Here is a 13,889-nt window from a genome sequence, read left to right as displayed (position 1 = left end):
CATAAAACCCGCTTTCGCGGGTTTATGTTATTTAAGTTAACTTTGGACTAGGTTAATTGGAAAGGCTTTTCTTCTGGTATTTGTAGCTGTTTTGCAAATTGATAAATCGATTTTTTATCATCGAAAGGTAGTATGTTTACCTCGAGCTCACGCATACCTTTTTCGACAACATTGAATGCATCTTGTAGATCATCATTTTTATTTTTTGTAGGACTTTCAATGGCAAACAACATGTGCTGTGGCTCGACTGTTTGGAAGTTGAGTAAACGCTTTACGCGATTTATCCATTTTTCTCCGTGCTCCAAGAGATTTATTGGTTTGTCATGATCAAAAGCTAAAGGCTTAATGACTTTAAGACAGTTTTGGACATTAGCTACAAATGGCATATTTATAGCAGTGTTATACTCACCCATTAATTGTTTTTTTGTAAAACGAGCAGTTCGTACATTATTACGAAGGTCAGCGCGTAGAATTTTTTCCATCACTTCTTCGCGATATTCTTTATCATTAAAGTTTCTGCCAACATAATGATTGTACAGTTCATCTAATGCTTGTTGTGGTTCTTCCGTTGCGATTGCTCGCAGCTCTCCAAAGCGAAGAATGCTCTCTCGCTTTCTAGTTACTTCTTTAAAGAAGTTGAGTTGGTCTTTGCCGTATAGGTTTGTGCCAAGCTTGGTTACCCGCTGCATTTCATCATTGAAAATTGCAATCGTATCAGCGTAGAGTCTGCCTTCTAAGTCATCGAAAAAGTTAGACACTCGGGCAAACCGAGCGGGGGCAAGTTTATAGCTAGCATAGTAATTATGTGGAGAAAATAACACGAGTCCAACATTGGCGAACTCTTCTGTTTCCAGGAACGGCATAAAGCGAATGATGGCGTAATAACATATAGTGTTCACTTTAATCCCTCCCAAAATTCAGCCTGTGTGTATGCTGTTAATGTTAACCTTAGTTGGTTTAGGAAGCCATCCTCTGGGACCAAATTATCTAACCAGACATCTGGAATGTATTTGATGCATTCATCAAACCCTTTTAATGCATCGTCGAATTTGGGTTCGTAAATCGAGCGATCAAACATCCTTGGTTGTTCGATATTCCAAAATCGGCTGGCAATATGCAGTTGTTTATGATTATTAATCGAGAAGCTTGTGTCGAAGGCTAGGTTATGATCTACAACTACCGCTGCTTTTGTTTGCATGTCGATAAAAAAGTTAGGATTTCCCCCTAAAGGCGACAAGGACCTATCTGCATTTTTTATCCAGTAATCAAAAGCGTATAAGTCTAGCATCGTTTGAGTATCAAGTTTGTCCAGTTGGCTGTAGAGGATTTCCGACAATCCACTCACATAGGTAGAACCGAAACAATCACCTATGGTAAGGCTGGGATTTTCACCAAACTGACTGAAAATTGATGGCACATGGATAATGACTGGCTTTGGTATAGGTAATCCAAATTGAATTCCAATATTGGCACAAACCCATTCTTTAATCAGCCCTTCGTAGGTCGCGTCGAGTCCTTTTACCACATATTGTTTACCGTCATTGCAGTTACAAAGGTAAGGCGAAGTATAACCTTGTTCGAACCTTCTAATAATTTCAGTTACTTCAATAGTCATTGCTATCCTTTAGTTAGCTCCATAAATTCATCTTCATCTAAAATCTGAATATCAAATCCTTCGTCAATTAGATCTTGTGCCTTTAGCTGCTTGCTGGATATGCCACTTGGACCAACTAGGTTTTCGTCCTGCTCGCCAACGACTAAGTAATCGGTCTTTTTAGATACTCCTGTTTTAATTTCAAGCCCAAGTTCTGCTGCGGCTTCAAAGGCTTCTGCTCTGGTAATGGACAACTCGCCAGTAAAAACGATAGTTTGGCCGTATAGTTTGCCATCTTCATTAGGTGGGTAGGCTTTGTGATCCGCGCCTTTGGGTTTGCCAAATGCCGATTTAGGTTTTATCTCGTTAATGTGCCCAAGGGTTACTGCTGCACACATAAACACTCGGCCAGCTGCAATCGCATCAGCTTTAGCTCGGTGCGCTTCATCAAGTTGGATATTGCAGTGCTGGGCTACTGTAGCTAATTTGTAGTTTGGCAAGCTGAATGCCGCTTTTGCCAGATTTAATGCACAGTGGTAGTGGTTATTAAGCACGATGCCAACATTAGCGAACTCTGCATCTAAAAAGCCTTTATCAAATTTGGCGTTGTAGGCCACTATAGGTAGATCACCGATAAAGGCTTTTAAGTCGTGTGCCAGTTCTGCAAAGGGCGGTTGGTCTACCAGCATCTTGTTGGTGATGCCTGTGATATTGGTTATTTTGCGAGGCAGTTTTACCGCAGGGTTAATCAATGACTCAAATACAGGGTGATCGTTAGATAGCAGATCAAATTTAATTGCGGCAATCTCGATTATCTTGTCCGTTTCCGCCTCAAGCCCTGTGGTTTCGGCATCTAATGCAATAAATTTGGTAGGTATATAGGGGTGTTTTGCTAAAAACTCTGCGGTTTCCTTATCCATTTTACTATTCCTTTAGTGTTCAAACTTCACTACCGCAGTGTTTGCATTTTTTAGCGGCCATCAATATATCTTCTGCACAATAAGGGCATTGTTTAATTTGTTTTGGCGCTTCGGTAATGGTATGTGCTGATGTTGGCGCCGGTTCCGGTGCTGCAACGTTAACCGTTTTTATTGGCTCATGACTTTTTAGCGCCCAGACTAATGCAACAACCCAACCTACAAGTGTCCAGCCTAAAAAAAGGTTTAACGCGAATATTGAATAAAAGTTAGGTTGTTTATGAAAGTGGGCTTCATACATTGGGTAGAAGTAAAGCGCAGGAGCAAAAAGAAAAAATGAAGCGGCAGCAAAGGTACCAAACTCATTAAGCTGGTTAGCAGGTGATTGCCCCATGCTGTAACTATATGCAGTGAGAAAAATCAAAGATAACAATCTAATTAGAAACATTTAAAATCCCTTTCATTATTTAATATTCAATTATTCCAAACGTTTAGCACTGACCACCAGAACACCCAGCCGATAATTTTGATCTCGGCTGCTTTTTCTGTGGAGATAAATTCATCGGGGAATTCATCGTTGTTATAGCTTTTAATGCGAATGCCACCGCCAGGGGTGCGATAGAGCATTTTGACTCGCAGCATGCCATCGTGATCAATGGCGTACATCTCACCATCAATAATCGATTTTTTACTGGTGTCGACGCCAACGGTAGTGCCGTGGCGCAGCACTGGCAGCATGCTGTTGCCGCTAACGGTCACACAGGCCGCGTGGTGCGGTTCGACTCGGCTCTTTTTAAGGGTGGATTTTGCAAAGCGTAGTTTGCAGCCGCCGTTCTCTTGTACAAATGTAGATCCGCTGCCTGCAGCTAATTCGACTTCACGGTAAAACGGTAGTGCCACTTCATCATCCCTTAATGGTGTATCGCCATCCCATAGCTCAAAACCAGCATGCCACTCGGCATTTGATTCACGCACCTCTATCTTTTCTGCTTCACCGCTTAGCAGCCAATCAGGGGAGCATTTTAAGCATTTAGCCAGCGATAATAAGTTCTCACCAGAAGGTTGTGTTGTGCCATTTACCCAATGACTAATCGCACCTTTAGATGCACCTGTTTGTTTTACTAAGTCAACGGATTTCAAGCCTAGTGCTCGCATCCGCCTCTTGATTCGTTCTGACGTGTCCATGTTAAGCAATCTAAACCTTTTAAGGTTGAAAGTCCTATACAAAATAAGTTTACTGATCTAAACTTCTGTTCAATTCGTTAAACGTTACTTCCAAGCTGGAATTTAATATGAAAAAAACTGACGCGATTAAGTACTTCGGTTCGAGCATCAAGCTCGCAGAGGCGCTTGGACTTAATAAGTCTGCTGTTTCCCAGTGGGGCGAAGAGGTTCCTGAGCTTCGTGCGTTTCAGCTTGAGCGCTTAACGGGCGGTGAGTTGAAGGTTCATGCTGATAAAGCCATTGAGTCTACGTCTTCACCTCGGGTTGCTTAACTGCTCTTGTTAATGACAAGGATATCTAACGCTATGACTAAGAACACATTAAAGCGCGAGTCACTTTTATGTTCCGATCCACTCTATGCCGCCCATGCGCTTGGGCATGATTACGGGGTGGATAAGCTGGCTAAGGATTTATTCCAACAGCCCGGGGTGATGTACAACAAGTTAAACCCTGAGAACGACAGCAATCACCTGTATTTGCGCGATGCGATACACCTGACTGAGCTGGCCGACGATGACCGCATTCTCTCTGCGTGGTGCCATAGCCGCGGCGGGGTGTTTGTAAAGCTGCCTGAGTCGGTTAACTGCGATGAAGAGTTGAGCGATCAGCTGTTATTGATTAGCGAGCAGATGGGCATTGCACTGGCAGAAATTCGCGACTCCCGCGCTGATGGGGTGATCACACCTGATGAGTTTGAATGCATTAGCCGTGAGCTAACCAAAACCGTGCGTGAAGTGCTGTCGCTTAAAGCGGTAGTGAGTAGCCAAGTGCGGGAACTGCCTTGTCCTTGTCTTCAAGAAAGCCCTCGTGATGGAGTGATTCGCACAACAACGATTAGCGATCCATTCCCAATCAATGAATTCAAAAAGGGCGGATTAGTCAATGATTGATGTTATTGATGATGCCGCTATCGAGCATGAAGCGCATATCAAGGCCGCTTTAACTGTTCGCCAACCAACACTGCCTTTTACTGGCCTATGCCATTACTGCAAGGCAACTGTTTTAACTAATCAACATTTTTGTGATGCCGACTGCCGCTATGACTACGAGCGGTTAAAGGCGAATGGGAGAGTGTGATGAGAGCTTATGACCCTGTGATTGCTGTAAAGGTTGAATCAAATCAGTTAAGTGATAAGTGCGCTGATAAATCCATTATTCCTGATGTTGGCGTTAAACCAAAATTCCCTAATTGGGATGCGTTAAATGATGTTTGCAAACACCTCAGTGGTAAGTCCGGTGATATCCCCCATACACCTGAAGAAGATGCTGAGTTCGAGCGCTTAGCGCGTAATCAGCAATTGTCTGATTTTGCTCGCATTGAACGCAATCATGAAATTGCATTAATGGCGAATGTTATCCGCAGTACGGTGCGCACTCATAGCGCTGAGGGTATTGCAACACGGTTGTTTGAGGCGGGTTATCGCTTTGATAGTTCGGCTGTGTGTTTGAAATAAGAAAGCCCACTAGAGCTGTGGCGGCTGTGGGCTTAATACCAAGTGAGGCAAAAACAATGGTACTGGAATCAATTGATAGCGTCAATCATGGCGCTGGTGGCAGTAATGTGGTGCCGTTACGGCCCGTTGCTGAGCACAAACAGCAAACGCGGGGTGGGGTGGTGAAAGCAGATTTGGATGATGGTTATTTACGACTCTCCAATACGCTGGTGGACGCCCTGTGCCGCACGAAATTAAGCGATCGTGAGAGTCGTGTGGTGTTTGCTGTAATGCGTAGAACCTACGGTTATGGCAAGGCCACTGATTGGGTATCTTACAGTCAAATAGAAGAAATGACTGAGATTGATACTGACAACGTATCGCGGGTGATTAGCGGCTTATTAAAGCGCAATGTGCTGATAAAAGAGGGTAAGAAAATCGGGGTTAACCCGACGGTTTCTTCTTGGACTGATAAACCAACAAAACCAAAAACTGTCAGTTCTGACAGTGAAAATGACCTGTCTATTCTGACAGTAAAAACTGCCTATTCTGACAGTGAGACTGTCTATTCTGACAGTAAAACCTGTCTAGATAGACCCCCACAAAAGAAAGACAATATAACAAAAGACACAATACAAAAGATCTCTTCGTCGCACATTGCTGACGCAATGGCCGACATGCAGGTTAAACCCGATGCTGCGATTAAAACTCCCAATGGCAAGCTTTGGGGTAGTGCAGATGATTTAACTTGTGCTGAGTACATCTTCAACAAAGTTCTGATTGTTAACCCCACTGCAAAGCAACCGAATTGGCCTGATTGGGCTAACCAGGTGCGTTTAATGCGCATGCAAGACAAACGCACTCACCACGAAATCTGCAAGCTGTTTAAGTTTGCCAATACCGACTCATTTTGGGCTAGCAATGTGTTATGCCCAAAAACCCTCCGTAAACAATGGGACAAACTAAACGCCAAACTGCTAGCGAGATCATCACATGAAACCACTTCAATCGATTCTGCCGGACACAATCAACGCTATGAGAACCCAACAGCCAGAGTCTTCCGCGAACTACGGGAAATGGCAGAGCAACTCGAGCATTCAGCAGATCACCACTGTGGTGGCAACACAATTGATGCCGACTATGAACCTGTACAGCCGTGATTTTAGCAATCGCTTTGGTGCTGAGCTTGGCAGCGTAGTGCAGGAGTTTGTTAAGCAAATCGGTGAGGCTGGCTTGAGTGTGGCTGAGGTGATGATTGGCATTGAGGCCTTTAAACAACGCGCTGCAACTGCGCCTTGGAGCGTGAACCCTGCCGAGTTTGTGGCGATGTGTACGCCTACGCCTGAGCAGCTTGGATTACCTAACGCTGAGCAGGCTTACCGCGAGTGTTGCGCCCATGGTCGCTGGCCGAGTGAACACAATTGGAGCCATGGTGCGGTGTTTGCCGCTGGCCGTGAAACAGGTTGGTATGAGCTGCAAAACCGTACTGAGCAGCAAACGTGGCCCTTGTTTAAACGCAACTATGAGGTGATGTGCCGCAGGGCTGTGAAGGGTGAAAGCTTTGATGCCTGTATCCCTAAGGCGCTTGCCGCCCCAGTAAACAATCCCGTTGAAAGCCAAAAGGCTTGCTCGATTATCGCTGATTTGCGCCAAAAGTTTGGGCTAAGGACTGCCAATGGCTCTGGCAATTAAACACCTCCCAGCTGATGCGCCCGATTTTTATTCGGCTTTGGTGAGCGATGCAGTGGCGATACCTGTTGTGCAAGAAGCGGTTAACGATGCGGTGTTGTTTGTACCTAAAGCGGTAACTGCCGCTGAGTTACGGGCCCAAGGTTTTTTGCGTGAGCGAGAACTGCCGCAAATATGGCATTGCCGCGGTGGTGAGTCGGACATGGAGAAGATTGAAAAGCATATGTCGGTGATCCCTGCTGAGTTTAAGCATTCCGTTTGTATCGAGTACGAAAGGATATTTGCTCAGGGTGGGCCAGCTGCGCGTAAACAGGCTAATCAGTTTTTAGTAAGGCAGTCAAAGCGGTTTAGAGGGGTGGTGGGGGTGGTGGTGTGATTCGTATTGGTATTGATCCTGATTTGACTAAAAGCGGCGTGGCCACGGTGGTTGACGGCAAGATCCAGCTGCTTAAGAGCATGGGTTTTAGTGAGTTGATTGAGTTTGTTGTTAGCAGTGCTGCGAGTTCGCCTTGCACTGTGTTGCTCGAAGATGTGGATAACAAAAAGCCGGTATTCGCCAGCAAATTGAAAAAGACCAAGAAAGGACAAGACCCGTTACTTGCCTACGTTGGCCATGCCCCAAGCCAAGGCGGTAGCGAATTTAAGATCAATATGAGCAAGGCTGAGGACTTGGGCAAGGTTAAGGCCACAGCCAGATTGATTAAAGAAGTACTCGAGGGTAAAGGCATTACCGTGACTTTAGTTAAACCGCTGCGCGGTCCTGTTAAACAGGCCAAGGATAGCAGCGTGTATTTTAACAAGATCACCGGCTGGACTGGCCGCAGCAATGCCGATACTCGCGATGCTGCGCTAATCGCCTTGTTTGGCAAGGGGGATTTATGCCGTTAAAAGCCCCATTTGCTGAGCGCTTGGCGCGTGGTGTTGAGTTGTATGTAAACCAAAAGATGACGCTTTTAGAGAGCTCTGCCGCTGCGCCTGTGTGCCGTAAAAAACTCTCAAAAGAGTTAAGCGATCGCGGGTTATTGCGCCGTGAGCCTAAAAAGGTCAGCGAAAGATTAGAGAAAGCGATCAAGTTGTATGTTGATGAAAGGCTATCTGCTTATAACGCAGCAACCAAAGCAGGCGTTGGCCAAAGCGGCCTATTAAAAATATTAAGAGAGCGCAATTTACTGCGCAATTCTACCGAAAAGAGCGCTGCCAACTTAGAGCAAGCGATTGCCTTTTATATTGCAGGTGACTCGATTCTTACCGCCGCCCGCCAAGCCAAGGTTGGCAACCAAACCTTAGGCAATGCGTTAAGTGCCCGTGGATTGCTGCGCAAGCATCCAGAACGTAAGCCAAATAGCACTGTATCTCGCCAAGATCCACTTGAGTCGGCCGAGAGCCGTGTATCAAGCATGGCACTGAGCATTATTCATTCCGCTGCCCGTGCTGCGGCTAATCACCAAGGAGAGGCTAGATAAATGATTTCAATTGAGCGCTTGTTTGAGCTGCTATCTCCACGCGGGTTATCGGTTGGTACGGCTGGCGGTAAAGGGGTTTTTAGTAAGGAGGATGCTATGGGTGTTGTTGCACAGGTACAGGGTAAGTACCCCGTTGGGGTGAAGGTGTTAGAGGCGACCATTTGCGGCGATGTAGATGCCGAAGATGTACTGGTTAAGGCGCTATGTAAGCAGTATGAAGTGGATTTTAGGCCTGTTGCCGCTTCGGCCTTAGCAAAGCTTGCCGTAAATGAAGTGTGCGGTACCCGTGTTTGCCCTAAGTGTAAGGGTACAAAACTCAACTATCACCGCAATGGTGAGTGCAAGCATTGCAGCGGTACCGGAAAGATGTTGAACACTGTTGAGCAGCTGACTAAATCGTTTTGTGATTTGAGTGGCGCCAAGATCACGACAGAGCAATTTAGCCAGCATTTTTACGACAAGTATATGAGTGGCGTAGATGCACTACATCAGCACGAACATGATGCCGCTCGCTTTGCTAAAAAAGTGCTGCGGATGGTTGGCGAAGAAATGGGGCTAGCTGGTTGATGAAAGCACCTGACAACAGAGAAAAATTTAAAGACGTGGCATGGACTCAAGGCAGAGTACTTGAAACAAGAACAACTCGGCGTTGGAGCAAGCAAGATATTGAATTAGCAAGCCGTATAGAGCGCAGAACCGCATTTGCTTACTTTTTTGCCCATGATCAAGGTCGCAGCCGTGAATTTGTCTATCAATTTGAAAGCGTTGAAGAGTGTGTAAGCGCGATAAAGGCGCATAACAGCGATTTGGAAAAGGCTTTGTCACAATGATTGAAACGGTAAGCGATTTAGTTAAACGGCTTAAGGCGGAGGCAGAGCAACTCGAGTCTATGGGCTCGGTTGATCTGGCCTGTGGCGTTGAAGCGGCGGTAAGGGTGATCTGTAATGAACTCGATGGACGCCTGCCCATTGGTAATGCCGATTATCACCGGATTGAGCCGTTAGAGCGGATAAATAAGCGCTTGATGTCAGCGCTGGCAACGCAGTCATCGATTAATGAACGGTTTGATTTGCACTGTAAACAGCAGGTGTTATCTACGCCTGAATACAAGGCTTTGGTGAGTGCTAAAACGGCCATCCATCAGCAGATTAATTCGTTGCCCAAGTGCAATGCCTGCCGCGGGGTTGGCAAAGTTAAGCCGATGTTCGAGCTGTACCCGTGTGATAAATGCGGCGGTTCTGGCGTTGATTTAGCGGCTAATGGCGAGCTGATTAAACTGCAGCAAGCGTTGATATTGGCTGAGTTTGAGTTGATTGAAAAACTGACTGCAGCGCTGTTTAAGGTTGGGTTATCAGCTGCTGATAAAGAGGCGATCTCGGTTGAATATTTTTATGCCGATTGCCGAACTAACCTGAGGTGCGACTGATGGCCATTGCCTGTATTGCCTTAAGTGATGCCGCCATTAAACGGGCTGTTGCCGATCACTCGATTACCGAAATTAGGGACCCACGTTATCCGCTACGGTTGCGCCTTGGCAGTTCGCGCAGTCGTGGCAGTTGGTATTTAGTCACTAATAAAGAGGGCAAGGCAAATTGGTCAAAGGTTGCTAACTGGCCTTTGGTGAGTGCTAAGGCGATCATCGATGATTTGCCAACCTTGAGCATTCAGCATCGGCAAGATCAAAGCGCGAAGGTGAATACCTGGTTAAGTTGTGGTGGCTTGCTGAATTGGTATTTAACCCGGTCACAATCTGATACTAGCTTATCGATTAAACGGCGCCGCAATATCAAATGCACCATCGTTAAGCATTTATTGCCGGTGCTAGGCGAGGTGATGCTGAGTGAGCTCAATCATCATAAGGTCGATGAGCTATTAATTTGGCCTCTGCAGGCGCGTTATTCTATTGGCAGTGTTCGCCAGTATTACGCCGTGCTGCGCAAGGCATTTAAGCAAGCGACGGTGCTTAAGTTGATTACTGATGATCCGTTGGCATCGTTAAGTTTTACGGATTTTATTGCTACACCAATCGCCACCAAACCACCTCAATTGCAGGCAACGGATTTGCCTAAGCTGCTTAGTGATCTTGATACCGCCAGTGATAGTGCTGCATTGCTGGTGTTTATTATGTTGGCCTACGGTACCCGCATTGGCGAAACCCGCTTGCTTAAGTGGAGCTATTACGACGAACCCAATGCTAAGTTGGTGATCCCCGCCAATATCACCAAAACCCATGCTCAACTGACTATCCCTATCTCTGGACTGATGGCCGATGTATTGCGCTGGCATAAGTCAATCCAAGCCGCGACAGGTTATCGAGGCGGGTACCTATTTCCGCATCCTTGCCGTAACACTGGCTTAGATGAACGTGGTGCCAATAGTTTGGTTAAACAGGTGAGTGGTGGTGAATGGACGGCCCACGATTTACGCAAGCTAGCTCGCTCATGTTGGGCTGATTTGGGTATCGATTACATGGTGGCCGAGCAGATGCTAAACCACTCCATGACCAAGCTAGACCAAGCCTATATTCACACCTATTTAGCTGATCAAAAGCGTGAGGCTATCGAGCTATGGCATAAGCATTTGCTGTCGATTCATCACCTATTTGCTGAGCGATTAAGTCAAGACAGTTTCAAGATGAAAAATATTAGCAAAACAGCTTAAAGCCTTGTGGGTTGTGGCTTTCAAGGCGATTTATGCATCTTCAAAAGAGGAAGATATTTAATGAGTAAGACAATCGTTTTGATTGGTGGTGATGGTGTAGGTAAGTCGATGCTTAGAAGGGTATTAATGGAGTTAAATCTAAAGTTAGATCTAAGTCATAAAGTGGTAATAGCAGAGTCAAATCGCGTGACGAAGGTTGACGGTGATGTTTCTTGTTCGGTGGAGATAACCTTGCCAGATTGCCTAAAAGAGCCTGCTGAAATTCGCCACTTAAGCCGCCGTAATAAATCAGACAGAAAGCGCAATCGCGCAGACAGATGGAGATAACCGCAGTGAGTAAAGTCGCATCTTTTAAACCTTTCCATCATGGCGAAAACAGCTTTGTTGTTCTGGATAGAATCAAGCATTTTAGTATGCATAGTAGTAATGGCTTCAATGGTACCAAGATTCACTTTGATGACGGTACCGATCTGTTAGTTGGCGAATGGCCTGAGGCAGTGCGCGATGCAATCGAGCAAGCAGGGGAAGAGTAATGGCAATTAAAAATGAACTAAAACCAAAAGCTTTAATAAGCATCAATCCTCTGTCTGATTCTTTAGAAGTAGAGGATTTTTTCAGTGAAGAGGATATTTGCCGATCGTTTGGTGTTCCTACGAAAAATTCATTCGTTGGAGTGGATTTCGCAAAAAAAGACACGCTTGATAGAAATGTAACGGTGCTTATTTCCACAGAACAGGCAGGAGAAGATTAATGGCTTGCGATATTTGTACTGCTAAAAAGCCAACCACTGCGCTAAGTGGACAGTACCAAACGGCCGACATCAAAGAAGTCTGCCAAGAGTGTTTGTCGGATATCACTAAGCAGCACGATAAGATCAGAACCCATTGCATTGGGTTGATTCCGATATTTTTTAAGCGCTATGTAAAGCTATACAAGTTTACTAAACGGGGTGGTAAGTGATTGCCACCTACATCGCTGGCCCAATAAGCGGCAATGTCGAGATCAACAAGCAGGCATTCTTTAAAGCGGCCGAGCAGTTGGAGGCAACTGGCAGAGTAGTGCTGCACTCTGCTGGCCTGCCGTTTGGCCTAACCGAACCACAGTACATGGATATCTGTTACGCCATGATCCGCGCTTGCAGTGAGATTGTGATGTTGCCGGGTTGGCGCAGGTCTGCCGGTGCCACTGCCGAGTATTACTACGCCAAGAAGATAGGGCTTAAGATCGTGTTTGTCCCAACAGGAATAGACATTGAACGCGGTATGAGTTTAGTATCGTGACAGCTTAAATCAGTTAAGTGATAAGTAATAAATTCAGCTATATGTGATCAATTCAGCTATATAGTTAAATTTCACAAAATCAATAGTTTAGCTAAACGTTTTTAATCAAAAAGCTTTCAATTAAACTGCTAAAAGATTAAATTTGTCAATCAAATAAATTGAAATTATCGAAAATGGCAGGGATTGAGCGCGACTACACCGATCATTATTTTTACTCGCTGCACGTACTGCGATGCGTTGGCCGAGTGCAGCATGGTCGCAACTCTGTAAAAGTGTGGCTCTGCCGCTGTATTTGCGGAAATACCCTTGAAGTTGATCAAGGGTCACTCGTTAAAGGCCACGTTCCAGCGTGCAAAACCTGCCGCCGTGGCCCGTGCGTGATTTGCGGAGCCCCAATTATAAATGATGATTGGGGGGTTAAGCGCACAACATGCTCTGAACTGTGCCAGCGCGAACAGCTAAAAGCCAAGCACAAGCGCCGCTACTATAAATTGATTGGGATAAATCCTGATCACAACAAGCAGCGGCACAGCGCAAGGCGAGCTGCCGATCACATCTATGAGCAAAAACGCTATCAACTGCGGCTTAAAAGACTGCACGCGTTACCCGCTGATCAGCAACAACTCATCATTCAAAAGCAAAACGAATACAGCAATGTTTGGCGTTCTGCTTATGTTAAAAAGCTAAAAGAATCAGACTATAACGCTTATCTTGCTTATCGAAAAACACTCAACGCCTACTTTAGAAATTGGTACAAGAAAAATAAATTGAAAAATAATTTATAATTCGCTTGCTATCGGTCGCAGTTGCGACCATAATATATTTAAAGGTTCGGCAAGGGTCGAATCAACTCAACAAAGTGAGATAGCAAAATGAAAAAATCAGAAATCTTCAAAGCAGCACACGAAATGGCTCGTGGCACAGTTAAAGCCGTTGGTAATTACGCTGTAGCATTTAAACTAGCTCTTAATGCAGTTCAAAATCACTTAAAAAACTGCAAAGGCGAGCTAGCTCCACGTGATCGCGCAAATCGTTTCGCACCAAGAGTGCGCTTAGCACCGACTTACACCGCTTCACATATCGCCCAATACATTAAACAAAACTCTCGCGTTTTGCGTGTATTCACTTCACTAACTGCGTATAACGAAGAGTACGCAGCAGGTAAAGTCGGCAAGTTCTGGATTGATGCAAGCGTTGCAGATGGTTTCTTAACTTACGAATATTTTTAATAAAACAATTGCAATCGGTCGCGATTGCGACCATAATATATTTAACGGTTCGGGAGTGGCTCGAATCGACTCAAAAAAGTGAGATATATCATGACTACATTCCGCATTGAAAACGTCCGCATTGAAACAATCACTGACTTCGATATGGTTAAATTTGATCTAGTCACCGATCTTGGCCGTGTTGAATTAGCTGAGCATGTTAACTATGACAGCGAAGGTGATTTTAAATCTGTTGAATACACTGACAGCAATATTCGCTACAACATGGTTGATGAACTTTGCTCAGTGTTTGATTTAACTGATAAGCCTTCACTAATGCCTGCTATTGATTATGTCCCGTTTGGTTACATCATCGAAGCAGTTGAAGAAATTTTAGAAGCATAATCATTAAGGGGCTTA

At 45.2% G+C, this 13,889-nt stretch carries 26 protein-coding genes; 21 read left to right on the top strand and 5 right to left on the bottom strand.

The window, feature by feature from the left end; genetic code table 11:
* Window positions 1-47: 47 nt before the first annotated feature.
* From H9J30_RS00275 to H9J30_RS00255, 5 genes are read right to left on the bottom strand one after another with little or no spacing between them, the layout of a single operon-like run.
* Window positions 48-899 (bottom strand): DUF3037 domain-containing protein, encoded by an 852-nt coding sequence (locus tag H9J30_RS00275; protein WP_240129188.1) that lies wholly within the window; start codon window positions 897-899, stop codon window positions 48-50.
* On the bottom strand, window positions 896-1,615 hold the full coding sequence (locus tag H9J30_RS00270) for a HipA family kinase (RefSeq protein WP_240129187.1): 720 nt from the start codon (window positions 1,613-1,615) through the stop codon (window positions 896-898). The genes H9J30_RS00275 and H9J30_RS00270 overlap by 4 nt, the downstream gene beginning before the upstream one ends.
* A gap of 2 nt (window positions 1,616-1,617) precedes the next feature.
* Entirely contained in the window at window positions 1,618-2,514 is an 897-nt protein-coding gene (locus tag H9J30_RS00265) for an exonuclease domain-containing protein (RefSeq protein ID WP_240129186.1), read from the bottom strand.
* A 19-nt stretch (window positions 2,515-2,533) separates the two neighbouring features.
* Window positions 2,534-2,959, bottom strand: a complete 426-nt coding sequence (locus H9J30_RS00260) for a superinfection immunity protein (protein ID WP_240129185.1) — start codon at window positions 2,957-2,959, stop codon at window positions 2,534-2,536.
* Window positions 2,960-2,985: 26 nt separating this feature from the next.
* On the bottom strand, window positions 2,986-3,696 hold the full coding sequence (locus tag H9J30_RS00255) for a S24 family peptidase (protein WP_275679475.1): 711 nt from the start codon (window positions 3,694-3,696) through the stop codon (window positions 2,986-2,988).
* A gap of 107 nt (window positions 3,697-3,803) precedes the next feature.
* Here H9J30_RS00255 and H9J30_RS00250 point away from each other — a divergent pair, with 107 nt between their 5' ends.
* From H9J30_RS00250 to H9J30_RS00150, 21 genes are all read left to right on the top strand, one after another.
* Window positions 3,804-4,007: a Cro/CI family transcriptional regulator gene (locus tag H9J30_RS00250; protein WP_240129183.1), complete on the top strand. Its 204-nt coding sequence runs from the start codon at window positions 3,804-3,806 to the stop codon at window positions 4,005-4,007.
* 33 nt (window positions 4,008-4,040) lie between these two features.
* Window positions 4,041-4,625: a phage regulatory CII family protein gene (locus tag H9J30_RS00245; protein ID WP_240129182.1), complete on the top strand. Its 585-nt coding sequence runs from the start codon at window positions 4,041-4,043 to the stop codon at window positions 4,623-4,625.
* Window positions 4,618-4,812, top strand: coding sequence for a hypothetical protein (locus H9J30_RS00240; protein ID WP_240129181.1), 195 nt, complete (start codon window positions 4,618-4,620; stop codon window positions 4,810-4,812). Before H9J30_RS00245 ends, H9J30_RS00240 begins: the two co-directional genes overlap by 8 nt.
* Complete coding sequence (locus tag H9J30_RS00235) at window positions 4,812-5,189, top strand: hypothetical protein (RefSeq protein WP_240129180.1); 378 nt, start codon at window positions 4,812-4,814, stop codon at window positions 5,187-5,189. The genes H9J30_RS00240 and H9J30_RS00235 overlap by 1 nt, the downstream gene beginning before the upstream one ends.
* 56 nt (window positions 5,190-5,245) lie before the next feature.
* Complete coding sequence (locus tag H9J30_RS00230; RefSeq protein ID WP_240129179.1) at window positions 5,246-6,328, top strand: replication protein; 1,083 nt, start codon at window positions 5,246-5,248, stop codon at window positions 6,326-6,328.
* Window positions 6,309-6,860: a replication protein P gene (locus tag H9J30_RS00225; protein WP_240129178.1), complete on the top strand. Its 552-nt coding sequence runs from the start codon at window positions 6,309-6,311 to the stop codon at window positions 6,858-6,860. The genes H9J30_RS00230 and H9J30_RS00225 overlap by 20 nt, the downstream gene beginning before the upstream one ends.
* Window positions 6,844-7,233 (top strand): hypothetical protein, encoded by a 390-nt coding sequence (locus H9J30_RS00220; protein ID WP_240129177.1) that lies wholly within the window; start codon window positions 6,844-6,846, stop codon window positions 7,231-7,233. Before H9J30_RS00225 ends, H9J30_RS00220 begins: the two co-directional genes overlap by 17 nt.
* Entirely contained in the window at window positions 7,230-7,745 is a 516-nt protein-coding gene (locus tag H9J30_RS00215) for a hypothetical protein (protein ID WP_240129176.1), read from the top strand. Before H9J30_RS00220 ends, H9J30_RS00215 begins: the two co-directional genes overlap by 4 nt.
* The gene (locus tag H9J30_RS00210) at window positions 7,736-8,320 is read left to right on the top strand and encodes a hypothetical protein (protein WP_240129175.1); all 585 of its coding nucleotides are present in this window, start codon (window positions 7,736-7,738) and stop codon (window positions 8,318-8,320) included. Before H9J30_RS00215 ends, H9J30_RS00210 begins: the two co-directional genes overlap by 10 nt.
* Complete coding sequence (locus tag H9J30_RS00205; RefSeq protein WP_240129174.1) at window positions 8,321-8,887, top strand: TIGR02642 family protein; 567 nt, start codon at window positions 8,321-8,323, stop codon at window positions 8,885-8,887.
* Window positions 8,887-9,150, top strand: a complete 264-nt coding sequence (locus H9J30_RS00200) for a hypothetical protein (RefSeq protein ID WP_240129173.1) — start codon at window positions 8,887-8,889, stop codon at window positions 9,148-9,150. The genes H9J30_RS00205 and H9J30_RS00200 overlap by 1 nt, the downstream gene beginning before the upstream one ends.
* On the top strand, window positions 9,147-9,746 hold the full coding sequence (locus H9J30_RS00195) for a hypothetical protein (RefSeq protein ID WP_240129172.1): 600 nt from the start codon (window positions 9,147-9,149) through the stop codon (window positions 9,744-9,746). The genes H9J30_RS00200 and H9J30_RS00195 overlap by 4 nt, the downstream gene beginning before the upstream one ends.
* Window positions 9,746-10,981, top strand: coding sequence for a tyrosine-type recombinase/integrase (locus tag H9J30_RS00190; protein WP_240129171.1), 1,236 nt, complete (start codon window positions 9,746-9,748; stop codon window positions 10,979-10,981). The genes H9J30_RS00195 and H9J30_RS00190 overlap by 1 nt, the downstream gene beginning before the upstream one ends.
* Window positions 10,982-11,041: 60 nt before the next feature.
* The gene (locus tag H9J30_RS00185; RefSeq protein WP_240129170.1) at window positions 11,042-11,308 is read left to right on the top strand and encodes a hypothetical protein; all 267 of its coding nucleotides are present in this window, start codon (window positions 11,042-11,044) and stop codon (window positions 11,306-11,308) included.
* 5 nt (window positions 11,309-11,313) lie between these two features.
* On the top strand, window positions 11,314-11,514 hold the full coding sequence (locus H9J30_RS00180; protein ID WP_240129169.1) for a hypothetical protein: 201 nt from the start codon (window positions 11,314-11,316) through the stop codon (window positions 11,512-11,514).
* On the top strand, window positions 11,514-11,732 hold the full coding sequence (locus H9J30_RS00175; protein WP_240129168.1) for a hypothetical protein: 219 nt from the start codon (window positions 11,514-11,516) through the stop codon (window positions 11,730-11,732). The genes H9J30_RS00180 and H9J30_RS00175 overlap by 1 nt, the downstream gene beginning before the upstream one ends.
* Window positions 11,732-11,941, top strand: coding sequence for a hypothetical protein (locus tag H9J30_RS00170; RefSeq protein WP_240129167.1), 210 nt, complete (start codon window positions 11,732-11,734; stop codon window positions 11,939-11,941). Before H9J30_RS00175 ends, H9J30_RS00170 begins: the two co-directional genes overlap by 1 nt.
* Entirely contained in the window at window positions 11,938-12,261 is a 324-nt protein-coding gene (locus H9J30_RS00165; protein ID WP_240129166.1) for a DUF4406 domain-containing protein, read from the top strand. Before H9J30_RS00170 ends, H9J30_RS00165 begins: the two co-directional genes overlap by 4 nt.
* 158 nt (window positions 12,262-12,419) lie before the next feature.
* A complete protein-coding gene (locus H9J30_RS00160) occupies window positions 12,420-13,046 on the top strand; it encodes a hypothetical protein (RefSeq protein WP_240129165.1) in 627 nt (208 codons plus the stop codon).
* Window positions 13,047-13,133: 87 nt separating this feature from the next.
* Window positions 13,134-13,490, top strand: coding sequence for a hypothetical protein (locus H9J30_RS00155; RefSeq protein ID WP_240129164.1), 357 nt, complete (start codon window positions 13,134-13,136; stop codon window positions 13,488-13,490).
* A 90-nt stretch (window positions 13,491-13,580) separates the two neighbouring features.
* On the top strand, window positions 13,581-13,874 hold the full coding sequence (locus tag H9J30_RS00150) for an AcrF10 family anti-CRISPR protein (RefSeq protein ID WP_240129163.1): 294 nt from the start codon (window positions 13,581-13,583) through the stop codon (window positions 13,872-13,874).
* Window positions 13,875-13,889 lie beyond the last annotated feature (15 nt).

Source organism: Shewanella cutis (genome assembly GCF_022410515.1).
Taxonomy (GTDB): domain Bacteria; phylum Pseudomonadota; class Gammaproteobacteria; order Enterobacterales; family Shewanellaceae; genus Shewanella; species Shewanella cutis.
Note: the sequence above shows the minus strand (reverse complement) of the source record. Positions and strands in the feature narration are given on the sequence as shown.